This is a genomic window from Stenotrophomonas sp. Ste96 (genome assembly GCF_024519495.1).
Lineage (GTDB): Bacteria > Pseudomonadota > Gammaproteobacteria > Xanthomonadales > Xanthomonadaceae > Stenotrophomonas > Stenotrophomonas bentonitica_A.
In genome coordinates this window covers 182,885-203,812 of the sequence record NZ_JALJRX010000006.1, presented here as the reverse complement: position 1 = coordinate 203,812, position 20,928 = coordinate 182,885, and the positions used below count along the sequence as shown (strand labels likewise).

At 68.4% G+C, this 20,928-nt stretch carries 22 protein-coding genes; 21 read left to right on the top strand and 1 reads right to left on the bottom strand.

Annotation, left to right across the window (positions count from 1 at the left end):
• Nucleotides 1–197: 197 nt before the first annotated feature.
• Both OC373_RS15850 and cydB read left to right on the top strand, forming a co-directional pair.
• On the top strand, nt 198–1,595 hold the full coding sequence (locus tag OC373_RS15850) for a cytochrome ubiquinol oxidase subunit I (RefSeq protein WP_261998047.1): 1,398 nt from the start codon (nt 198–200) through the stop codon (nt 1,593–1,595).
• A gap of 1 nt (nt 1,596) precedes the next feature.
• Nucleotides 1,597–2,610 (top strand): cytochrome d ubiquinol oxidase subunit II, encoded by a 1,014-nt coding sequence (gene cydB, locus OC373_RS15845; RefSeq protein WP_019185501.1) that lies wholly within the window; start codon nt 1,597–1,599, stop codon nt 2,608–2,610.
• 198 nt (nt 2,611–2,808) lie between these two features.
• Here the strand turns inward: cydB and OC373_RS15840 are convergent, their stop codons facing one another.
• Complete coding sequence (locus tag OC373_RS15840) at nt 2,809–3,831, bottom strand: pteridine-dependent deoxygenase (protein WP_070426213.1); 1,023 nt, start codon at nt 3,829–3,831, stop codon at nt 2,809–2,811.
• A 126-nt stretch (nt 3,832–3,957) separates the two neighbouring features.
• Between OC373_RS15840 and OC373_RS15835 the strand changes: the two genes are divergently transcribed.
• The 19 genes from OC373_RS15835 (at nt 3,958) to OC373_RS15745 (ending at nt 20,844) form a co-directional block, all read left to right on the top strand.
• Complete coding sequence (locus tag OC373_RS15835) at nt 3,958–4,692, top strand: beta-ketoacyl synthase chain length factor (protein ID WP_070426212.1); 735 nt, start codon at nt 3,958–3,960, stop codon at nt 4,690–4,692.
• Nucleotides 4,685–5,488: a lysophospholipid acyltransferase family protein gene (locus OC373_RS15830; RefSeq protein ID WP_019185498.1), complete on the top strand. Its 804-nt coding sequence runs from the start codon at nt 4,685–4,687 to the stop codon at nt 5,486–5,488. The genes OC373_RS15835 and OC373_RS15830 overlap by 8 nt, the downstream gene beginning before the upstream one ends.
• Entirely contained in the window at nt 5,475–5,735 is a 261-nt protein-coding gene (locus OC373_RS15825; protein WP_019185497.1) for a phosphopantetheine-binding protein, read from the top strand. Before OC373_RS15830 ends, OC373_RS15825 begins: the two co-directional genes overlap by 14 nt.
• A 20-nt stretch (nt 5,736–5,755) precedes the next feature.
• On the top strand, nt 5,756–6,013 hold the full coding sequence (locus OC373_RS15820) for an acyl carrier protein (protein ID WP_019185496.1): 258 nt from the start codon (nt 5,756–5,758) through the stop codon (nt 6,011–6,013).
• 22 nt (nt 6,014–6,035) lie between these two features.
• Nucleotides 6,036–6,587, top strand: a complete 552-nt coding sequence (locus OC373_RS15815; protein WP_019185495.1) for a membrane protein — start codon at nt 6,036–6,038, stop codon at nt 6,585–6,587.
• The gene (locus tag OC373_RS15810) at nt 6,580–8,265 is read left to right on the top strand and encodes an AMP-binding protein (protein WP_261998046.1); all 1,686 of its coding nucleotides are present in this window, start codon (nt 6,580–6,582) and stop codon (nt 8,263–8,265) included. The genes OC373_RS15815 and OC373_RS15810 overlap by 8 nt, the downstream gene beginning before the upstream one ends.
• Nucleotides 8,258–9,043 (top strand): glycosyltransferase family 2 protein, encoded by a 786-nt coding sequence (locus OC373_RS15805; protein WP_261998045.1) that lies wholly within the window; start codon nt 8,258–8,260, stop codon nt 9,041–9,043. The genes OC373_RS15810 and OC373_RS15805 overlap by 8 nt, the downstream gene beginning before the upstream one ends.
• On the top strand, nt 9,040–9,987 hold the full coding sequence (locus OC373_RS15800; protein WP_019185492.1) for an acyltransferase: 948 nt from the start codon (nt 9,040–9,042) through the stop codon (nt 9,985–9,987). Before OC373_RS15805 ends, OC373_RS15800 begins: the two co-directional genes overlap by 4 nt.
• Nucleotides 9,977–11,533, top strand: coding sequence for an aromatic amino acid ammonia-lyase (locus tag OC373_RS15795; protein ID WP_070426210.1), 1,557 nt, complete (start codon nt 9,977–9,979; stop codon nt 11,531–11,533). The genes OC373_RS15800 and OC373_RS15795 overlap by 11 nt, the downstream gene beginning before the upstream one ends.
• On the top strand, nt 11,520–11,942 hold the full coding sequence (locus OC373_RS15790; RefSeq protein WP_019185490.1) for a thioesterase family protein: 423 nt from the start codon (nt 11,520–11,522) through the stop codon (nt 11,940–11,942). The genes OC373_RS15795 and OC373_RS15790 overlap by 14 nt, the downstream gene beginning before the upstream one ends.
• Nucleotides 11,939–12,559 carry an outer membrane lipoprotein carrier protein LolA gene (locus OC373_RS15785; protein ID WP_261998044.1) on the top strand — a complete coding sequence of 207 codons (621 nt, stop codon included), beginning with the start codon at nt 11,939–11,941 and terminating at the stop codon, nt 12,557–12,559. Before OC373_RS15790 ends, OC373_RS15785 begins: the two co-directional genes overlap by 4 nt.
• A complete protein-coding gene (locus OC373_RS15780) occupies nt 12,552–14,897 on the top strand; it encodes an MMPL family transporter (protein WP_261998043.1) in 2,346 nt (781 codons plus the stop codon). The genes OC373_RS15785 and OC373_RS15780 overlap by 8 nt, the downstream gene beginning before the upstream one ends.
• 42 nt (nt 14,898–14,939) lie before the next feature.
• The gene (locus OC373_RS15775; protein WP_261998042.1) at nt 14,940–16,181 is read left to right on the top strand and encodes an NAD(P)/FAD-dependent oxidoreductase; all 1,242 of its coding nucleotides are present in this window, start codon (nt 14,940–14,942) and stop codon (nt 16,179–16,181) included.
• Entirely contained in the window at nt 16,169–16,720 is a 552-nt protein-coding gene (locus OC373_RS15770) for a DUF3261 domain-containing protein (protein ID WP_261998041.1), read from the top strand. The genes OC373_RS15775 and OC373_RS15770 overlap by 13 nt, the downstream gene beginning before the upstream one ends.
• Nucleotides 16,717–17,904: a beta-ketoacyl-[acyl-carrier-protein] synthase family protein gene (locus OC373_RS15765; RefSeq protein WP_261998040.1), complete on the top strand. Its 1,188-nt coding sequence runs from the start codon at nt 16,717–16,719 to the stop codon at nt 17,902–17,904. Before OC373_RS15770 ends, OC373_RS15765 begins: the two co-directional genes overlap by 4 nt.
• Nucleotides 17,901–18,362, top strand: a complete 462-nt coding sequence (locus tag OC373_RS15760) for a hypothetical protein (protein WP_019185484.1) — start codon at nt 17,901–17,903, stop codon at nt 18,360–18,362. Before OC373_RS15765 ends, OC373_RS15760 begins: the two co-directional genes overlap by 4 nt.
• Entirely contained in the window at nt 18,359–19,090 is a 732-nt protein-coding gene (gene fabG, locus OC373_RS15755) for a 3-oxoacyl-ACP reductase FabG (protein WP_070426205.1), read from the top strand. Before OC373_RS15760 ends, fabG begins: the two co-directional genes overlap by 4 nt.
• A complete protein-coding gene (locus OC373_RS15750; RefSeq protein WP_261998039.1) occupies nt 19,090–20,331 on the top strand; it encodes a beta-ketoacyl-ACP synthase in 1,242 nt (413 codons plus the stop codon). The genes fabG and OC373_RS15750 overlap by 1 nt, the downstream gene beginning before the upstream one ends.
• A 75-nt stretch (nt 20,332–20,406) precedes the next feature.
• On the top strand, nt 20,407–20,844 hold the full coding sequence (locus OC373_RS15745; protein ID WP_070426203.1) for an excinuclease ATPase subunit: 438 nt from the start codon (nt 20,407–20,409) through the stop codon (nt 20,842–20,844).
• Nucleotides 20,845–20,928 lie beyond the last annotated feature (84 nt).

Here is a 20,928-nt window from a genome sequence, read left to right as displayed (position 1 = left end):
ATACCCTTTCCGGCGAATGTCCTCCGGCGTCGGCCTGCGGCCGCCCCCTCCCCCTTTATTTCGCCTCCAAGGGTATGGGGGCCCAGCGCCCGACCCACCTGCGACAAAGTGAAGCAGCGCGTCACCGGGTCGCATGTGCCTTTCACGGATACAGGCCCAGACTGGTGCGGATTCCAGAAGCCAGTCGGAGGCGTCTCTTGGACGCGTTGTTGTTGTCCCGGATCCAGTTCGGGTTCGTCATCAGTTTCCACGTGCTGTTCCCGGCCTTCACGATCGGGACCGCCAGTTGGCTGGCCTTTGTCGAATCGCGCTGGCTGCGCACCGGCAATCCGGTCTGGCGCGAGCTGTATTTCTTCTGGCAGAAGATCTTCGCCGTGTCCTTCGGCATGGGCGTGGTCAGCGGCATCGTCATGGCCTTCCAGTTCGGCACCAACTGGCCGCGGCTGAGCGAGGTCGCCGGTACCGTGATCGGGCCGCTGCTCACCTATGAAGTGCTCACCGCGTTCTTCCTGGAAGCCAGCTTCCTGGGCGTGATGATGTTCGGCTGGGGCAAGGTCTCGCCGCGGCTGCATTTCTTCTCCACCTGCATGGTGGCGCTGGGCACGCTGGTCTCCACGTTCTGGATCCTGTCCTCCAACAGCTGGCTGCAGACGCCGGCCGGCTACGACATCATCGACGGCATCGTGCACCCTCAGAACTGGTGGCACGTGGTGTTCAATCCCTCCTTCCCGTACCGCCTGGCGCACATGGCCCTGGGCTCGTTCATTACCACCTGCTTCGTGATCGGTGGCGTGGGCGCGTGGTACCTGCGCAAGGACGTGCACCGTGAAGCCGGACGCAAGATGCTGCTGGCCGCGGTGGGCTTTGCCGCGCTGACGGTGCCGGTGCAGATTTTCGTCGGGGACATGCATGGGCTGAACACGTTGAAGCACCAGCCGATGAAGATCGCGGCGATGGAAGCGCACTGGCATTCCGAAGGCGAGGGCAAGGGCGTGCCGCTGGTGGTGTTCGCCGTGCCCAACGAGAAGGCCGAGCGCAATGACTACGAGATCGCGATCCCGCGCCTGGGCAGCCTGATCCTCACCCATTCGCTGGATGGCACCTTCGATCCGCTCACCTCGGTGCCTGCCAGCGATCGGCCGCCGGTGGTCCCGGTGTTCTTCGCATTCCGGGTGATGGTCGGGCTGGGCACGCTGATGCTGCTGCTGGCCTGGGTCTCGGCGTTCCAGTGGTGGCGCGGCAAACTGCTGCAGTCGCGCTGGTTGATCCGCGGCTGGAACTGGATGCTGCCCAGCGGCTTCATCGCGCTGATTTCCGGCTGGTTCGTGACCGAGATGGGCCGGCAACCGTGGGTGGTCTATGGCGTACTGCGCACGGCCGATGCAGTCGGCCCGCAGAGTGCGTGGATGACGGCGTTGTCGCTCGGTGTGTACATCGTGGGCTATGCGTTCGTGTTCGGCTGGGGCATCTGGTACCTGGTGAAGATCATCCGCACCGGTCCCAAGCCGCATGAGCCGGCACCGAAGCTGGATGCCGGCAGCCACACCCCGGCGCGGCCGCTGTCCGGTGCCGATGAACCGCTGGAGGAGCGCTGAGATGGAGATGACCACCTGGTTGCCCGTGGCATGGTTCGCGGTGATCGGCTTCGGCGTGCTGATGTACGTGGTGCTGGATGGCTTCGTGCTCGGCATCGGCATCCTGGCGCCGATGGCCGAGGATGAAGAACAGCTCGACATCATGATGAACACCGCCGCGCCGATCTGGGACGGCAACGAAACCTGGCTGGTGCTGGGCGGGGCCGGGTTGATGGCGGCGTTCCCGAAGGCGTACGCCGCGCTGCTGTCCGCGCTGTACCTGCCGGTGCTGCTGCTGGTGGTGGCGCTGGTGTTCCGCGGCGTGGCCTTCGAATTCCGCTTCAAGGCACACCGCTCGCGCAAGCTGTGGAGCGTGGCGTTCGGCCTGGGTTCGCTGCTGGCCGCGTTCGCGCAGGGCGTGATCCTCGGCGCGCTTGTGCAGGGCCTTCAGGTCGTGGATGGCCGTTACGTGGGCGGCGCCTTCAGCTGGTTCAGCCCGTTCTCGATGCTGACCGGCGCTGCCGTGGTGTTCGGCTACGCGCTGCTGGGCAGCACCTGGCTGATCCTCAAGACCGAGGGCCGCGAGCAGACCTTCGCGCGCACCTTGACCCGCCCGCTGGTGGTCGCCGTGATCGTGTTCATGGGCCTGGTCAGCGCGTGGCTGCCGTTCCTGGATTCGCGCCTGATGGCGCGCTGGTTCAGCGATGGCAACTTCTGGTGGCTCTCGCCGGTGCCGTTGCTGACCTTGGCGGTCGCCACGGCGCTGTGGCGCAGCGCGATGCACCCCAAGCGCGATCTGCCGCCGTTCCTGTTGACGCTGGGCCTGTTCGTGCTGGGCTTCATCGGCCTGGTGCTGGGCATGTGGCCGTACCTGCTGCCCCCCAGCATGACCTTGTGGCAGGCCGCCGCGCCGGCCTCGTCGCTGAGCTTCAGCCTGGTCGGGCTGGTGATCCTGCTGCCGGTGATCCTGGGCTATACGGCGTGGTCGTACCGGGTGTTCCGCGGCAAGGTGCGGGCGGATGTGGGGTATCACTGAGGAAAGCGCGGTGGCTATTCCCGGTTCCGTGTGGGCGAGGGCGGTCAGACCCTGCGCGCACGTGCCGTAAACCCATCCATGGGGGCTCGACGGGTGCCAGCGATGGCGAAGAGCAGCCGACCGACGGTCGGCTCTACGGGCAGCACGCCACCGACGCCGACCCCGATCAGGCACGACCGGCACATCACGCCGTTTGGCTCAGCCGTGCAGCCCCTCGATCTCCACCAGCAGCTCCGCGCGGCACACCTCCGCATGCAGCACCACGAACGGCGGTGCCGTCGGCAGCGCCGCCATCTGCGCCGCCACCGGGCCCATATCCTCCGCTCGGCGCACATACACCTTGAGCACCGAGCCCGAACCCAGCACCGGTGACAACGACGGCCGCTGGCCGCGCGCCGTATCCACCAGGCTCTGCAGATTCGTCAGCGTCTCGCGCAACTGCTCATCCACCGCCCCCGTGTGCTGCGACACATGGCCCACGATCGCCGCCGTCCCCGACTGCAGCAGCGGCAGGCCCGTCGCCAGCGGCGGCAGCAGCGCACGCGAAAAACTGGGCGACTGCGGCCCGTACTGGCGCGGATACCGGAACGCGCTCACCTGGCGCGGATTCTCCAGCGGCTGGCCCGGTTCACGCGCGGCCAGCCAATACACCTGCAGGCGGCGCTCGCCATCGAAACGGCCGATGCAGGTCGCCGCCGGCAGCGCGGCCTCGTCCAGCTCGCGCAGGCCACGGACGCGGCCCACGCAGAAGCGCCGATAACGTTCCTGGTCACCGTCGCCCTCGGTCACGGCATCAAGATAGTTCCAGGTCCGCAGCAGGTGCGGATAGCCGCACCGCGACAGGAACGCGCTCATCCGCGCGTAGGCCTCGGCCGCAGCCGATTCGATATCGCTGTCGGTCTCCTCGATCTCCAGCACCCCGAACAGCAGGCTGTCGTTGTGCGACCAGCGTACCCCGTCGGTGACCCCGTGTTCGACCGGCGTGCCGCCGCGCCAGACCTCGATCTGCGCCGGGCCCTGTTCGGCCAGCGGCACCTGCAGCCAGCGCGGGTCGTCCAGCGTGGCGCGGGGAAGGCCGAAGCCGAACACGGCCAGCGTGCGCGGGTCGGCCAGTGCCGCCTCGCGCTGCGTGGCCGGGACGTACGCGACACGGAACAACGCGGGTCCGGAGGAAGGGGAAGCGACTGCCGGGGCCGTTGCGTTGTCGATCGTGTTGCTCATTTCAGAATGTGAATGCAGCCAGTGCCGAGAGTGTCATGATAGCGTGCGCTCCTTTCCCGGCGCCGCCACCGGTGCCAGGCGATGTCGACGGCCTTCTCCTGGTACCCATCCATCATGTTGGCGGGAATGATTGAGTTTTCTGTAATCGATTGGGCGGCGTGGGCGCCGGGCATCACCACCCACGCGCAGTGGCAGGCGTGGGCGAAGGCCCCCTGGCTGCCCACCGGTGAGGACACCCCCGCGTTGTCCGAAGTGCCCGCCATGCAGCGACGTCGCATCGAGCGGCTCGGACGCATGGCGATCCAGACCGCCTGCTGGTGCGAGCAGCCCGACGACGGTGGCCGGGTGCCGCTGGTGTTCGCCTCGCGGCACGGCGACGTGGCCCGTTCGATGGAGCTGCTCAACACCCTGAGTGCGGACCAGCCGATGTCGCCGACCGGCTTCGGCCTGTCGGTGCACAACGCGATCGCCGCGCTGTACTCGATCGCCCGCGGCCAGCGGGGCAACTATCTGGCCCTCGCGGCCGGCCGGGCCACGGTGGAAACGGCCTGCGTGGAGGCCTTCGGGCTGCTCGCCGATGGTGCGCCGGAGGTGCGGCTGGTGGTGTACGAATCGCCGCTGCCGCCGATCTATGCCGGCTTCGCCGACGAGCCCGACCCTTTCTTCGCGTGGTGCTGGCGGCTCGGGCCGGCCAGCGGCCCCGGCACCCGACTGTCGCTGGGCTGGGGTGCCGGCGGCGGGGATCGTCCCTCCGACGGTCTGCCGCATGGCCTTGAAGCGCTGCGCTTCCTGCTGGCGGGGTCGCCTTCGCTGGGCCTGGAGGCCGACGGCCAGCACTGGAGCTGGCAACGCCATGGCTGAGCGCTGGCCGGCCCGGATCAACCGTGCCTGGCGGGTGCTGGGCACGGGGCTGAGCTTTGCCGCCTTCGGGATCGGCGGGCTGGTCCTGGGCGGGATGCTGTTCCTGTCCCTGTTGCTGGTCCGCGACCCGGTCCGCCGGCGCGTGCTGGCGCGGCGCCTGGTCCAGGCCGGTTTCGCCACCCACGTCGGCCTGATGCGCCGGCTGGGGCTGATGACCTACGAGATCCGCGGGGGCGAGCGCCTGCAGCGCAACGGCCTGCTGATTCTGGCCAACCATCCGACCCTGATCGACGTGGTGCTGCTGATCGCCCAGCTGCCCAATGCCGACTGCGTGGTCAAGCAGGCCGTGGCCCGCAACCCGTTCATGCGCGGCCCGGTCCGGGCCGCCGGTTATGTTTCCAATGATGATGGGGCCGGGCTGGTGGACGACTGCATCGCCGCGGTCCAGGCCGGCGGCAACCTGGTGATCTTCCCGGAAGGGACCCGGACCGTGCCCGGGCAGCCGCTGCGCCTGCAGCGTGGCGCGGCCAACATCGCGGTGCGGGGCCGGCTGGACATCACCCCGGTGCGGATCACCTGCACCCCGCCGACCCTGACCAAGGGCCAGAAATGGTATCGTGTGCCATCACGGCGATTTCACGTTCAGCTGGAAGTCGGGGAGGATCTCCCGATCGCCCCGTTTCTGAACGAGACCGGCGATGCGCCCAGGGGGGATGCCTTGGCGGCCAGGCGTGTGACCGATCATCTTGCCCATTACTTCGACTTCGCTGGAGACCCGACCCGTGCAGGCACTTGAGCACGAGATCAAGGAATTGATCATTTCATCGCTTTCACTGGAAGACATCACTCCCGAAGACATCGATTCCGCCGCCCCCCTGTTTGTCGAGGGGCTGGGCCTGGATTCGATCGACGCGCTGGAACTTGGATTGGCCCTGCAGAAAAAGTACGGTGTCAGCCTGTCAGCCGATTCGGAAGAGACCCGTCGCCATTTCTCCAGCGTGCGTGCCCTGAGCGAGTTTGTCGCCGCACGCCAGCCGTCCTAACGGCGCGTCAGGATTTACCCATGACCAAGAACGAACTTTTCGAGCGCATCGTCAAGATCCTCAAGGACAGCTTTGAGATCGAGCCGAGCCGCATCACGCCTGCCGCGCGGCTGTACGACGACCTGGACATCGACAGCATCGACGCGGTCGACCTGATCGTGCAGCTCAAGCCGCTGCTCGGCCGCAATCTGCAACCGGAAGCCTTCAAGCAGGTGCGCACCGTGCAGGACATCGTGGATGTGGTGCACGGGCTGTTGCCCGGTCAAGCGGCCGCCTGACGGCCATCGCTGAAGACTGACCATGGTCCGGGTACGCGTCGCGGCGTTTGCGTTGCTGTCGCTGGCATACCCGCTGGTGGTGTACCTGTCGCTGGGCCGGTTCGAGCCGCGCTGGTTGTCGCTGCTGCTGTTCACCCTGGCCGCGCTGCGCGCGCTGACCACCCGCCAGGCGGTGTGGTGGGTGGCCGCGCTCGGTACCGGCGTGCTCGCCCTGGTCGCCACGGCCTTCAACCAGGCGCTGCCGCTGAAGCTGTACCCGGCGCTGGTGAATGCGGTGATGCTGGTGATCTTCGCTACCAGCCTGCGCTTCGGCCCCAGCGCGGTGGAGCGCCTGGCGCGGCTGAGCGAGCCGGACCTGCCGCCGTTCGCCGTGATCTATACCCGCCGCGTCACCTGGATCTGGTGCGGCTTCTTTGTTCTCAACGGAAGTCTGGCCCTGGCCACGGCGCTGTGGGCGTCCAACCAGGTCTGGGCGTTCTACAACGGATTGTTGGCGTACGTGATGATGGGTGCTCTGTTTGGTGGGGAATGGCTGGTCCGGCGACGGGTCAAGGCGGCGCATGCGCATGGCTGAGTGGATCGCACTGGACCGGCTGGCGCTGGTGCCGCGCCCGGGCCGCATCGTCGGCATCGCCGGCGACACCGTGGTGGACCATCCGCAGTTCCGCACGCAGGTGCTGCGCTGGCAGCAGGCCTTTGCACGCGCGCCCGGCACCGACTGGGCGCTGTATTTCGATGACACGCTCACCTTCGCCGCCGCTCTGCTGGGGGCGTGGCATGCCGGCAAGCGCGTGTTCCTCGGGGGCGACAACCTGCCGGCCACGCTGGAAGGATTGAGCCCACGCGTGGCCGGTTTTGCGGGTGACGTGCCGGCGCGCTATGCGCCGCTGCAGCCGGATCCGGAGGTCGATCCCGCCGTGGTGCTGCAACCGCTGGATGAAGCCGCACTGGCACTGGTGGTGTTCACCTCCGGCAGCACCGGTGCGCCGAGCGCGATCGTCAAACGCATGCGCCAGCTGACCCGCGAGGTGGATGCGTTGCAGGCCGCCTTCGGCGAGCAGATGGACGGCGCGCAGGTGCAGGGCACGGTTTCGCACCAGCACATCTACGGCCTGCTGTTCCGCGTGCTGTGGCCGCTGGTGGCCGGCCGCGCGATCCAGCCGCGCCGGTTTTTCCATGAGGACCTGGTCAGCGCGCTGGGCGGCCAGCCGTCGGTGCTGGTGGCGACCCCGGCCCACCTCAAACGGTTGCCCGAACAGCTGGACTGGTCCTCGCTGGGCGGCCAGCTGCGTGCGGTGTTCTCCTCCGGCGGCCCGCTGCCGACCGAGGCGGCGCTGCAGGTCCGCGCCCTGATGGGCGTGGCCCCGACCGAGGTCTTCGGCAGCAGCGAGACCGGTGGCGTGGCCTGGCGGCGCTGGAGTGCCGCCCAGCCGCAGTGGCATCCGTTGCCGGGCGTTGCCTGGCGGATCGAGGAAGGTTGCCTGGCGGTGCGTTCGCCGCACCTGGACAACGACGACTGGTGGCTGACCCAGGACCGCGCCGTCGCCGATGACGGCCACAGCTTCCGGCTGCTCGGCCGCGCCGACCGCATCGTCAAGATCGAAGAGCGCCGTGTCTCGCTGGACGCCCTCGAACAGCAGCTGCGTGCGCACCCGGCGGTGCAGGACGTGCGCGTGCTGGTGCTGCCGGGCGCGCGCGAACAGCTGGCCGCCGTGGTGGTGCCGCAGGCGGCGGGCGCCGCGAACTGGGACGATGCACAGCGCCGCCGCCAGGCGCAGCAGCTCGGCGCGCATCTGGCCCAAAGCCACGATGCCGTGACCCGGCCGCGCCGCTGGCGTTTCATCGACGAACTGCCGCTCAACGCGCAGGGCAAGGTTACGGCCGCGGCACTGGCGGCCCTGTTCCGGCCGCTGATGCCGACCCCCGAGTGGCAGCAGCGCGATGCCACCAGCGCCTCGCTGCAGCTCGTGCTGGATCCGGACCTGGTCGCATTCGACGGGCACTTCCCGCAGGCCAGGATCCTGCCCGGCGTGGTCCAGCTGGACTGGGCGATCCACTACGGCCGCAGCGCATTCACGATGCCGCCGCAGTTCCTGCGCATGGACGCGGTCAAGTTCCAGCACGTGGCCCGCCCGGGCGACTGCCTGCAGCTGAGCCTGGGCTGGGATGCGGCCAGGTCGGCGATGAGCTTCCGCTACGTCTCCATCCATGGCGTGCACGCCAGCGGCCGGGTGGTGTTTGGTGATGCGTGATGACTCCGGTGACGGCATGAGCAGATCGGCCTTCGCCCCGCTGGTGGTGATCCCGGTGTACGACCACGCGCATGCGATCGGTGCGGTGGTGCAGGGCGTGCTGGCCAGTGGGCAGCCGTGCCTGCTGGTCGACGATGGCTCGCACCGGGAGTGCGCGCAGGTGCTTGATGCGCTGGCCCGCGAGCACGCGCCGCGGGTCACGCTGCTGCGGCTGGCGGTGAACCAGGGCAAGGGTGGCGCGATGCTGGCCGGCTTTGCCGAAGCCGCGCGCCTGGGCTACAGCCACGTGCTGCAGATCGATGCCGACGGCCAGCACGAGACCGCCGATATCCCCCGTTTCGTCGCGCTGTCGCAGGCGCAGCCGGAGGCGGTGATCTGTGGTATCCCGCGCTATGACGCCAGCGTGCCCAAGGCGCGCCTGTACGGCCGCTACGCCACGCATATCTGGGTCTGGATCAACACGCTGTCGCTGCAGATCCGCGACTCGATGTGTGGCTTCCGCCTGTATCCACTGGCCCCGGTGATCCGCCTGATGGGCGAGGAAACCATCGGCCGGCGCATGGATTTCGACAGTGAAATCCTGGTGCGGCTGTTCTGGCGTGGGGTGAAGGTGATCAGTGTGCCGACCGCCGTTACCTATCCCAGCGATGGCGTCTCGCACTTCGATGTGTGGCGCGACAACGTGCGCATCAGCCGCATGCACGCGCGCCTGTTCGTCGGGATGCTGTGGCGCGCGCCGCGGCTGCTGTGGCAGCGCATCGCAGGGCCCGGCGCATGACCACGCCCGCCCCCGGCAGCGCCCCGCACTGGGCCGACATCGGCGAGTCCACCTCGGCCGCCGGCGTGCTGTTCCTGTGCTGGGTGCACCGCTGGTTCGGCCGCTGGCCGTTCCGGCTGTGCGTGTACCCGGTGGTGCTCTGCCACTGGTTGAGCAACCGGGTCGCGCGCGAATCGTCGCTGCAGTACCTGGAGCGCCTGCAGGCCCATACCGGCGTGTTCCCCTCGGCACCCGGGCGCTGGCAGAGCCTGAAGCACTTCGCGCTGTTTGCCGACACCATGCTCGACAAGCTGCTCGGCCTGGGCGGCCGCTATCCGCCCGAGCACATCCATCTGCAGCGCGACCTGGTGCTGGACAAGATCGCGCGCCGCGAAGGCGGGCTGATCCTCACCGCGCACATCGGTTGCCTGGAGCTGTGCCAGGTATTGGCCGAGCGGGTGCCGGGCTTCCACATCACCGTGCTGGTCCACACTGCGCACGCGCAGCGCTTCAACCGCCTGATGCAGCGGCTCGATCCGCTGGCCTCGGTGGAGCTGCTGCAGGTCACCGACATGGGCCCGGCCACCGCGGTCGAGCTGCAGCGCCGGGTCGAGGCGGGTGGTTTCGTGGCCATCGTCGGCGACCGCGTGCCGCTGCGTGGCGGGCGCACCGTGCCGGCCCCGTTCCTCGGCCACACCGCGCAGTTCCCGATCGGCGCCTATGTACTGGCCGCGGCGCTGGCGTGCCCGGTCTACACCATGGCCTGCCTGCATCACGGCCGCGGCTACCAGGTGCGCTTTGAACAGTTCACCGACCGCATCGTATTGCCGCGCGGTTCGCGTGACGCCGCGCTGACCGCGCAGGCGGAACATTTCGCCCGGTGGCTGGAAGTTCAGGTCACCCAGGCACCCTTGGACTGGTTCAATTTCTTCCCCTTCTGGGATCAGGCATCTCATGGCAAGTAAGGCCGATCAGGCACCCTCCGTCCGCTTCGGCGATGCGCCGCTGACCATCGAAGACGTGGTCGCGCTGTCACAGCGCCAGGCCCAGGCCGTGGTCACCGACGATGCCGCGTTCACCGCACACATCCAGCGCGGCGCGGACTTCCTCGATCGGCTGCTGCGCGAAGACGGCGTCATCTACGGGGTGACCACCGGCTACGGCGATTCGTGCACGGTGAACATTCCGCCAGCGCTGGTGGCCGAACTGCCGCACCACCTGTTCACCTACCACGGCTGTGGCCTGGGCCGTTTCCTGGACCCGCAGGAAACCCGTGCGGTGATCGCCGCGCGCCTGGCTTCGCTGGTGCGCGGCATGTCCGGGGTCAGCCACCCGCTGCTGCAGGGCCTGGCCACGCTGCTGCGGCATGACGTGCTGCCGCTGATCCCGGCCGAAGGCTCGGTCGGCGCCAGCGGCGACCTCACCCCGCTGTCCTACGTGGCCGCGGTGCTGTGTGGCGAGCGCGAGGTGCTGTACCAGGGGTCGCGCCGCCCGGCGGCCGAGGTGCTGGCCGAGATAGGCATGGCGCCGCTGCGGCTGCGCCCCAAGGAAGGCCTGGCGATCATGAACGGCACCGCCGTGATGACGGCGCTGGCCTGCCTGGCGTACGACCGCGCCGACTACCTGACCAGGCTGGCCACGCGCCTGACCGCCTTCAACGTGCTGGCCAGTGACGGCAACGCCCATCATTTCGATGAAATGCTGTTCGCTGCCAAGCCGCACCCGGGGCAGACCCGGATCGCCGCGCGCCTGCGCCAGGACCTGCACAGCGACCGGCCGCCGCGCAACGAACAGCGCCTGCAGGACCGTTACTCGCTGCGCTGCGCCCCGCACGTGATCGGCGTGGTGCAGGACGCCCTGCCGTTCTTCCGCCAGCTGATCGAAACCGAACTCAACAGCGCCAACGACAACCCGCTGATCGATGTCGAGGGCGAGCGCATCCTGCATGGTGGCCACTTCTACGGCGGCCACATCGCCTTCGCGATGGACGCGCTGAAGAACACCATCGCCAATCTGGCCGACCTGCTCGACCGGCAGATGGCGCTGGTGGTGGATGCACGCTTCAACCATGGCCTGCCGGCCAACCTGTCAGCCGCCACCGGTGAGCGCGCGGCGATCAACCATGGTCTGAAGGCGCTGCAGATCAGTGTCTCGGCGTGGACTGCCGAAGCGCTCAAGCAGACCATGCCGGCCTCGGTGTTCTCGCGTTCCACCGAATGCCACAACCAGGACAAGGTCAGCATGGGCACCATCGCCGCGCGCGACTGCCTGCGTGTGATCGAGCTGACCGAGCAGGTCGTGGCGGCGCTGCTGATCACCGCCCGCCAGGGCGTGGCGCTGCGTGAGCGCGTCGGCATGAAGGCCACGCTGCACGGCGATCTGGCCGCGATGTACCAGGACCTGTCCGAGCGCATCGCCCTGATCGAGGAGGACCGCGCGCTGGATGGTGAGCTGCGCGCCCTGCTGGACGATATCCGCGCACAGCGCTGGGAGCTGTATGTCGACGCCTGATCTGAGCTTCGAGGTCGCGCTGTCGCCGGCCTTCCATGACTGCGATGCGATGCAGGTGGTCTGGCACGGCAACTACTTCAAGTACTTCGAGATCGCGCGTTGCGCCCTGCTGCAGCGCCATGATTACGACTACCCGCAGATGCGCGATTCCGGTTACCTGTGGCCGGTGGTCGATGCGCGGGTGAAGTACATCCGCCCGCTGCTGTACGGCCAGGCACTGCGCGTGCGCGCCACGATCACCGAGTGGGAAAACCGCCTGAAGATCGCCTATGAAATCGTGGATGCGGACAGCGGTACCACGCTGACCCGCGCCCATACCATCCAGGTCGCGGTCGACGCGGCCACCAATGAAATGCTCTACCTGTGCCCGCCGGTGCTGTGGGAGCGTCTGGGAGTGCAACCGCAATGAACCGTTTCCTGCGCATGCTGTGCGTGCTGGTGATGCTGGCCATGGCCGCCCCGGCGTTCGCCGCCACCGATGTGGAGGCAGTCAAGCAGCGTGTGGCCAAGGTCGACGTGCTGCGCGGCGAGTTCACCCAGGAGAAACAGGTCGCCGGGTTCAAGAACCCGCTGCGCTCGCAGGGTCGCTTCGTGCTGGCCCAGGACCACGGGGTGGTCTGGACCACGCTCAAGCCGTTCCCCTCCGAGGTGGTGGTCACCCGCGACCGCATCCTGAGCCGGCAAAGCGATGGCAGCAGCCGGGTCGAACTGGATGGCCGCCAGCAGCCGGCGATGCGCTCGGTCAACGCGATCATGTTCGCGCTGATGAGCGGCGATGCGCAGGCGCTGTCGGCGCAGTTCACGGTCAAGGTCGAGGTATTGCCCGGCAATGCCTGGCGCATGCAGCTGACGCCGCGCTCGGCCATGCTCGGCAAGGTGTTTGCGCAGCTCACTCTGAGCGGTGACCGCTACGTGCGCGAGGTGCAGATCAACGAGGCCAACCAGGATGTCACCCGCATCCACTTTGCCGGCATGAGCGATACGCCGGCGGCGTTGAGCGCCGACGAGGGCCGCAAGTTTGAATGACGTGCTGACGTCCAACGGCCGCCTGCAGCGCCTCTGGCGCTGGCTGGCCATTGCCTGGCTGCTGGTGCTGATCGGCCTGGGCGTGCAGCAATGGCAGTTGTGGAAGAGCGAATCGCGGATCGATACCGACATCCTCGCGCTGCTGCCGCAGGATGCGCACGACCGCCTGCTGTCCGATGTCACCCGCCGTATTGCCGATGCCAACGCGCGCCAGATCGTGGTGTTGCTGGGCAGTACCGATGCGGCGCAGACCAAGGCGGCCGAGGCCGCATTCCGCGATGCCATCAAGGTGGAGCGGGGCGCTGCCCCGCTGCTCCAGGAAAGCGGCTCGATCGAAGGCTGGTTCGATCAGGCACGGGCGTTCTACGCACCGTATCGCGACCGCCTGCTGACCAGTGCACAGCGCGAGCGGCTGCGGAACGAACCCACCGATGGTCTGGCCGAATCGGCACTGGCGGCGCTGTACGGCCCGATGGGCGCGCCGCGCCTGACCGAGTGGCGCCAGGATCCGCTCTCGCTGTGGCCGCAGTGGTGGCAGGAGCGCGCGCTGGGTTCGGGCCTGCAGATGGGCGATGAAGGCCTGCTGGAAGCCGATGGAAAGCATTGGTCGATCGTGCAGTACGACACGGTCGGCTCGGCGTTCCAGCTCGATGGCGAGCGCCATATCGACCTGCTGCTGGACACCGCCGCCGAGGCCGCCATGAAGCAGGCGCCGGGTCTGGAAGTGCTGCGTGCCGGTGTGCCGCTGCATGCGGAAGCCGCGGCCGTGCAGGCCAACTGGGAGATCAATACGATCGGCTGGGGGTCGCTGGCCGCGGTATTGCTGCTGGTCTGGCTGGCGTTCCGTTCGCTGCGCCCGATCCTGCTGGTGGCCGCCTCGCTGCTGATCGGCTGTGGCGTCGCGCTGGCGGTGACGGTGCTGGTGTTCGGCAAGGTGCATGTGCTGACGCTGGTGTTCGGTGCCTCGCTGGTGGGCGTGGCCGAGGATTACGGCATCCACTGGTTCGCCTCGCGCCAGGCCGAACCGGCTGACCGCCGCTGGAAGCTGCTGCGGCATCTGCTGCCGGGCCTGTGGCTGGCGTTGCTGACCAGCGCACTGGCCTATCTCGCGCTGGGCCTGGCGCCGTTCCCGGGGCTGCGCCAGATGGCGCTGTTCTCGGTGGTCGGCCTGGCCGCCGCCTTCCTGACCGTGATCTTCTGGTTCCCGTGGCTGGATGGCGGCGAAATCCGTCGTACCGGTTTCGCCCGCTGGCTGGGCGCCACGCTGGAGCGCTGGCCGCGCCTGCACGGGCGCAAGGCGGCGATGTTCCTGGGCGTGGTGACGGTGCTCTCGGCGATCGGCATCGCCCGCCTGCAGACCAATGACGACCTGCGCAGCCTGCAGTCATCGCCGCCGGACCTGATCGCCCAGCAGATCCGCATCAGCCAGATGCTGGGCATGCCCAGCCCGGCGCAGTTCTATCTGGTCCAGGGCGATACCGCCGAGCAGGTGCTGGAGCGCGAAGAGGCACTGATCGATCGTCTGCGCGTGCTGGAAGCGGACAAACAGATCGGTGGCTACCGTGCGATCAGCGACTGGCTGCCCTCGCAGCAGCGCCAACATGCCGATGCGGCCCTGACCGCCAGGGTCGAGCCGCAGGTGCTGGCACGGGTCGGTGCGGCGGTGGGTGAGCCACTGCTGCGCCCGGCCTATGCTGCGCAGGACCTGCAGGCCGACGCCTTCCTTGCCTCGCCGGCAGCCATGCCGTTCCGACATCTGTGGCTGGGCACGGTCGGGCAGGGCGTGGCGTCGGTGGTGATGGTCGATGACCTCTCGCGTGCCGATGCGCTGGCACTGCTGGAAGCACAGGCCAAGGGCATCGATGGCGTGCGCTGGGTGGACCGGACCGCCGATTTCTCGCAGCTGCTCAAGCATTACCGCAAGCTGATGAGCGGGCTGCTGCTGATCGGCATCGCGCTGGTGTTTGCGGTGCTGTTCTGGCGCTACCGCGGCCAGGCCTGGCGCGTGCTCGCCCCGACCCTGATCGCCGGCGCACTGACACTGGCGCTGCTGGGGCTGTTGGGCCAGCCACTGCAACTGTTCAACGTCCTCGCGCTGATGCTGCTGCTCGGCATGGGCATCGACTACGGCATCTTCCTGATCGAACACCGCGGTGATGCCAGTGCCTGGCTCGCGGTCTGCGTGGGCGCGGCCAGCACCTGGTTGTCGTTCGGCCTGCTCGGGCTGTCGGCCACGCCGGCGCTGCGCGCCTTCGGCTTGACCCTGTTGTTCGGCATCGGCCTGGTCTGGCTGATCTCGCCGCTGTTCCGCCCGCCACCGCACGACGCACCGCACTGAGCGACCGCGTTTCCCTCTCATGATCTGATCAAGGATGTATCGATGAACCCGCAGGTGGAACGTACTGAAATCCTCGTCATCGGCGCCGGCCCGGCCGGCTCCGTGGCGGCGGCGATGCTGCGCCGGCAGGGGCGCCAGGTGCTGATCCTGGAGCGCCAGGCGTTCCCGCGGTTCTCGATCGGCGAGAGCCTGCTGCCGCAGAGCATGGAATACATCGAGGCGGCCGGGCTGCTGCAGGATGTGGTGCAGGCCGGGTTCCAGTACAAGAACGGTGCGGCGTTCGTGCGCGGCGAGGCGACCACCGAGTTTGATTTCCGCGACAAGTTCTCGCCGGGCTGGGGCACCACCTACCAGGTGCAGCGCGCCGACTTCGATGACGTACTGGCGCGCGGTGCCGAGCGGATGGGCGCTACGCTGCGCTTCGGTGATGAGGTGCTGTCCGTGCAGCCCGGGCGTCCGGCGCAGGTGCAGGTGCGTCGGCCCGATGGCAGCGAGTACACCATCGAGGCCGGTTTCATTCTCGACGCCAGCGGCTTCGCCCGGTTGCTGCCGCGCCTGCTGGACCTGGAGTCGCCGTCGAATTTCCCGGTGCGCGGTGCGATCTTCTGCCATGTGCGCGACCACATTCCTGCAGGCGCGGGCTTTGATCGCAACAAGATCCTGATCACCACCCATCCCGAGCACGTGGACGTGTGGTACTGGACGATTCCGTTCTCCAACGGTTGCTGTTCGCTGGGCGTGGTGGCCGAGCCGAGCTTCTTCGCGCGCTACCCGGGCACCGATCTGGAGAAGCTGCAGGCCATCGTCGGTGAGGACCCGAACCTGGCCCGCCTGCTCGGGAACGCCGAATGGGCGGTGCTGCCGGTGCGCACCATCACCGGGTACTCGGCCAATGTCTCCTCGTTGTGGGGCGAAGGCTATGCCCTGCTCGGCAACGCCGGCGAGTTCCTCGATCCGGTGTTTTCCTCGGGGGTGACCATCGCGTTCAAATCGGCCCAGCTGGCCAGCGATTGCCTGGCCCGCGAGCACGCCGGTGAGACGGTCGACTGGGAACAGGACTTCTCGGTGCCGCTGCGCGCCGGGGTGAAAACCTTCCGGCGCTTCGTCGAGGCCTGGTACGCCGGTGGCTTCCAGAAGATCATCTACCATCCCGATCCGCAGCCGGAGGTGCGCCGCATGATCTCCTCGATCCTGGCCGGCTATGCCTGGGATACCAACAATCCGTACGTTGCCGACGTCAGCGGCCGGCGCCTGCGCGTGCTGGAGGAACTGTGCAGCGCCTGATCCTGACCCTGTTGTTGAGCCTGCTGCTGGCCGCATGCGCCAGCACCCGCATGCCCACGCCGCTGGTACAGCTGCCCGTGCTGCAGCTGGCGCCCTCGGCATTGCCGCAGCCGGTGCAGCTGCAGCAGCGCCTGCAGTTCCGCTTCGGCAGCCACGAGCGTGAGCTGGATGCCCTGCTGGAGGTGGATGCCGAACAGGTGCGGCTGGCGGTGCAGGCGATGGGCCAGACCGGCGTGCGCATGGTCTGGGACGGGCAGCATCTGGAACAGACCCGGGCGCCGTGGCTGCCGCCGCAGGTGCGCGGCGAGCGCGTGCTCGACGACCTGCAGTTCGCGTTGTGGCCCGCCGCGGCGATCCGTGCCGCGCTGCCGGACGGCTGGAGCCTGCAGGAAACCGACGGCATGCGCAGCCTGGTCCAGGGCGGCACACCCTGGCTGGTGCGCGAGACATTGCCCGATGGTCGCGTGCGGCTGCGCAACCTGGCCGAGGGCTACGAACTGGTGATCGAATCAATGGACATGGGGCAGGGCCGAGAGTGAGCAGCAGCGCGGTCTATCTGAATGAGCTGGGGGTGATCTGCGCACTGGGGGCCGACCGCGCCCAGGTGCGCGAGGGCCTGTTCGCGGCGCAGCCCGGTGGGCTGCACGACAACGACACCCTCCTGCCTGGCCGCACCCTGGCGCTGGGCGAAGTGCAGGCGCCGCTGCCGGACCTGGCCGACCTGCCGGTCGCCCTGCGCGGCCGCAACAACGGCCTGCTGGACGCTGCGCTCGGCCAGATCCGCGAGGCCGTCGATGCCGCCGTCGCCCGTTTTGGTGCCGAGCGCGTGGCAGTGATCATCGGTACCAGCACCTCGGGCATCGGCGAGTCGGAGCACGCACTGCGCACCTATCACCGCGATGGCGTGTGGCCGGCGGATTTCCATTACGCCCAGCAGGAAATGGGCACCGCCGCGCGCTTCGTGCGTGAGCGGATCGGCAGCACCGGCCCGGCCTGGACGATCTCCACCGCGTGCTCGTCCAGCGCCAAGGCGCTGATGTCGGCCGCACGCCTGCTGCGCGCCGGCGTGGTCGATGCGGTGGTCGCCGGCGGGGCGGACTCGATGTGCCGCTTCACCGTGGCCGGGTTCAGCGCGCTGGAGTCGGTCTCGGCGGTGCGCTGCAATCCCTTCTCGGTAAACCGCAGCGGCATCAACATCGGTGAAGGCGCCGCGCTGTTCCTGATGACCCGCGAGCCGGGCCCGGTGCGGCTGTCCGGCTGGGGCGAATCGTCCGATGCCCACCACATGTCTGCGCCGGATCCGCAGGGACGCGGCGCGATCGATGCCATGCAGCAGGCCCTGGACCGGGCCGGGCTGGCGCCGGCGCAGATCGACTACGTGAACCTGCATGGCACCGCCACTGGTCACAACGATGCGATGGAAAGCCAGGCGGTCGCCGCGGTGCTGGGCACGCAGGTGCCGGCCAGCTCGACCAAGCCGCTGACCGGGCACACGCTCGGCGCCTCGGGCGCGATCGAATCGGCGCTGTGCTGGATGACCCTGGCCGACAACCCGGACCAGCATCTGCCCACCCACTGGTGGGACGGGCAGGCCGATGACGCCTTGCCGGCGCTGGCCCTGGTGGCACCGGGCACGCGCGCTGCGCAACCGCTGCAGCACGTGCTCAGCCATTCGTTCGCCTTCGGCGGCAGCAACGCCGTGCTGGCCCTGGCGCGAGGATGAGCATGCCGCTGCCCGATGACATCGACGCGGTGCTGCCGCACCGCGACAGCATGCGCCTGATCCACCGCGTGGTGGCCTGGCAGGACGAGTCCATCGCCGTTGAGGTGGACGTGCCCGCGCAGGGGCTGTTCTGCACGCCTGATGGCGTGCCCGCCTGGGTCGGGGTGGAGTACATGGCGCAGGCGATCGCCGCCTGGGCTGGGTGCCGCGCACGCCACGCCGGCCGCGCGCCGTCGATCGGCTTCCTGCTTGGCACCCGCCGGTACACCGCCCACCAGCCGTTCTTTGCCGCCGGCAGCTGCCTGCGGGTGGAGGCGAACTGCGAGTTGTTGGGCGAGAATGGCCTGGGCATGTTCGCCTGCCGGATCCTGGCGGGCGATATCGAAATGGCGGTTGCCAACGTCTCCGTGTTTGAACCCACGGACGCGATGGCCTATCTGGAGAGTGGAGAGGCATGACAGGGAATCTGACCGTGCTGGTGACCGGCGCCAGCCGGGGCATCGGCCGTGCCGTGGCGCTGCGTTGCGCGCGCGACGGCTTCGATGTGGTGGTGCATTGCCGCAGCCGCATCGAGGAAGCACAGGCCGTGGTGGCCGAGATCCAGGCGCTGGGCCGACAGGCCCGGGTGCTCATGTTCGACGTGAGCGACCGCGATGCCGCGCGTACCGCGCTGGAAGCGGACATCGAAGCGCACGGCACGTATTACGGGGTGGTCTGCAATGCCGGCATCGCCCGCGATGGCGCCTTCCCGGCGATGCCGGCCGAGGATTGGGATGCGGTCATCCACACCAACCTGGACAGCTTCTACAACGTGCTGCACCCGCTGGTGATGCCGCTGGTGCGCCGGCGCAAGCCTGGCCGCATCGTCACCTTGTCCTCGGTCTCCGGCCTGGTCGGCAACCGCGGCCAGACCAACTACAGCGCGGCCAAGGCCGGCATCATCGGCGCCACCAAGGCGCTGGCGCTGGAGCTGGCCAGCCGCGCGATCACGGTCAACTGCGTGGCCCCCGGGCTGATCGAGACCGAGATGGTCAATGAAGAAGTGGTCGAGCACGCGCTCAAGCTGATCCCGGCCAACCGCCTGGGCCAGCCGGAGGAGGTCGCTGCCGCGGTCTCGTTTCTGCTCTCCGAATCGGCCGGCTACATCACCCGCCAGGTGATCTCGGTCAACGGAGGGATGGTCTGATGGCCCGCCCCGATCGTCGCGTGGTGGTCACCGGCGCGGCTGCCATCAGCCCGCTCGGGCAGGACTGGGCGAGCATCCGTGCGCGCCTGCAGGCCAGGACCAATGCGGTGCGCTACATCCCCGAGTGGGAGGTCTTCGATGGCCTCAACACGCGGCTGGCCGCACCGGCGGAAGATTTCGAACTGCCCGCCAACTACAACCGCAAGACCACCCGCAGCATGGGCAAGGTCGCGGTGATGTCGGTGCGCGCCACCGAGCTGGCGCTGGAGGCGGCCGGCCTGCTCGGCCATCCGGTGCTGCGCAGTGGCATGGCCGGCGTGGCCTATGGCTCGTCCTCGGGCAGCCACGAGGCTACCGCCGAGTTCGGCCGGATGCTGCATGAGCACACCACCGAAGGCATCAGCGCCACCACCTACCTGAAAATGATGAGCCACACCTCGCCGGTGAACATCGGCGTGTTCTTCGGCTTGTCCGGGCGGGTCTACACCACCTCCAGCGCCTGCACCTCGGGCAGCCAGGGCGTGGGCTCGGGCTATGAAGCGATCCGCAGCGGCAAGCAGACCGTGATGGTCACCGGCGGTGCCGAGCAGCTCGACGCCACCGCCGCCGCCGTGTTCGACACCCTGTTCGCCACCAGCGTGCGCAACGATGCGCCGCAGACCACGCCCAGTCCGTTCGATGCGCACCGCGACGGCCTGGTGCTGGGCGAGGGCGCCTGCACGCTGATCCTGGAAGAGCTGGAGCATGCCCAGGCCCGCGGCGCCACGATCCTGGCCGAAGTGGTCGGCTACGCCACCAACAGCGACGGCCAGCACGTCACCCAGCCCAGCGCCGGAACCATGGCGCAGGCCATGCGGCTGGCGCTGGAGGATGCCGACCTGGCTGCCGACCGGATCGGTTACGTCAACGCGCACGGCACCGCCACCGAGCACGGCGACATCGCCGAAACCCAGGCCACCCACCAGGTGTTCGGCCCCGGCGTGCCGATCAGCTCGCTCAAGAGTTATGTGGGTCACATGCTCGGTGCCTGTGGCGCGTTCGAGGCCTGGCTGAGCATCGAGATGATGCGCGAGGGCTGGTTCGCCCCCACCCTGAACCTGCACGAGGTCGATCCCCGATGCGGCGCGCTGGATTACATCCATGGCGACGGCCGTGCCCTGCAGACCGACTACGTCATGAGCAACAACTTCGCCTTCGGCGGCATCAACACCTCGTTGATCTTCCGCCGCTGGCAGGATTGACCGCAGTTTCCGGCCCGCGTCGCGGGCCGGCCGTTCCGTAGACCCCTCGCATCCCCCCAACAAGGAGAAAGTTGAATGCGTCGTTTTGCCCTGATCGCCGCCACCGCGCTGCTCGCCCTGGCCAGTACCGCCCAAGCCCGCGAAACCCGTGTCGAGCAGTCGCTGCATGAGCTGGTCAATTCCGCTGAAGCCCGCAACGTGGGCATCGACGGCAGCGTGAAGTTCTATCTGGCCGGTGAAAAGGTCAGCGTGGTGGAGCGCCTGGGCGAGGACGTGACCAACAAGAAGACCAACGCCGCCAACAAGAGCGATGCCGAAGCCTGCCGCTGGGTGGCGCTGTCGGCGCTGCGCGCGCTGCAGGATGGGGCAAAGTCGCGCGGTGCCAATGCCGTGGTCGACATCGTCAGCTACTACAAGAAGAACGAGTTCAAGAGCACCACCAGCTACGAATGCTACGCGGGCGCGATCCTGGCCGGCGTGGCGCTGAAGGGCACCTACGCCAAGGTGAAGTGAGCCCCCGGACCACCGTCCCTGCCGGGGCGGTGGTCCATGCAGCGGCCAACGCAGGTACCGGCGGCATCGCCGCAGCGACGCATT

Bases quoted from the DNA above. Each gene is read 5' to 3' on its own strand.
- cydB (WP_019185501.1), top strand. From the start codon at position 1,597: ATGGAGATGACCACCTGGTTGCCCGTGGCATGGTTCGCGGTGATCGGC.
- OC373_RS15840 (WP_070426213.1), bottom strand. From the start codon at position 3,831: ATGAGCAACACGATCGACAACGCAACGGCCCCGGCAGTCGCTTCCCCT.
- OC373_RS15835 (WP_070426212.1), top strand. From the start codon at position 3,958: ATGATTGAGTTTTCTGTAATCGATTGGGCGGCGTGGGCGCCGGGCATC.
- OC373_RS15830 (WP_019185498.1), top strand. From the start codon at position 4,685: ATGGCTGAGCGCTGGCCGGCCCGGATCAACCGTGCCTGGCGGGTGCTG.
- OC373_RS15820 (WP_019185496.1), top strand. From the start codon at position 5,756: ATGACCAAGAACGAACTTTTCGAGCGCATCGTCAAGATCCTCAAGGAC.
- OC373_RS15815 (WP_019185495.1), top strand. From the start codon at position 6,036: ATGGTCCGGGTACGCGTCGCGGCGTTTGCGTTGCTGTCGCTGGCATAC.
- OC373_RS15810 (WP_261998046.1), top strand. From the start codon at position 6,580: ATGGCTGAGTGGATCGCACTGGACCGGCTGGCGCTGGTGCCGCGCCCG.
- OC373_RS15805 (WP_261998045.1), top strand. From the start codon at position 8,258: ATGCGTGATGACTCCGGTGACGGCATGAGCAGATCGGCCTTCGCCCCG.
- OC373_RS15800 (WP_019185492.1), top strand. From the start codon at position 9,040: ATGACCACGCCCGCCCCCGGCAGCGCCCCGCACTGGGCCGACATCGGC.
- OC373_RS15795 (WP_070426210.1), top strand. From the start codon at position 9,977: ATGGCAAGTAAGGCCGATCAGGCACCCTCCGTCCGCTTCGGCGATGCG.
- OC373_RS15790 (WP_019185490.1), top strand. From the start codon at position 11,520: ATGTCGACGCCTGATCTGAGCTTCGAGGTCGCGCTGTCGCCGGCCTTC.
- OC373_RS15785 (WP_261998044.1), top strand. From the start codon at position 11,939: ATGAACCGTTTCCTGCGCATGCTGTGCGTGCTGGTGATGCTGGCCATG.
- OC373_RS15775 (WP_261998042.1), top strand. From the start codon at position 14,940: ATGAACCCGCAGGTGGAACGTACTGAAATCCTCGTCATCGGCGCCGGC.
- OC373_RS15760 (WP_019185484.1), top strand. From the start codon at position 17,901: ATGAGCATGCCGCTGCCCGATGACATCGACGCGGTGCTGCCGCACCGC.
- fabG (WP_070426205.1), top strand. From the start codon at position 18,359: ATGACAGGGAATCTGACCGTGCTGGTGACCGGCGCCAGCCGGGGCATC.
- OC373_RS15750 (WP_261998039.1), top strand. From the start codon at position 19,090: ATGGCCCGCCCCGATCGTCGCGTGGTGGTCACCGGCGCGGCTGCCATC.
- OC373_RS15745 (WP_070426203.1), top strand. From the start codon at position 20,407: ATGCGTCGTTTTGCCCTGATCGCCGCCACCGCGCTGCTCGCCCTGGCC.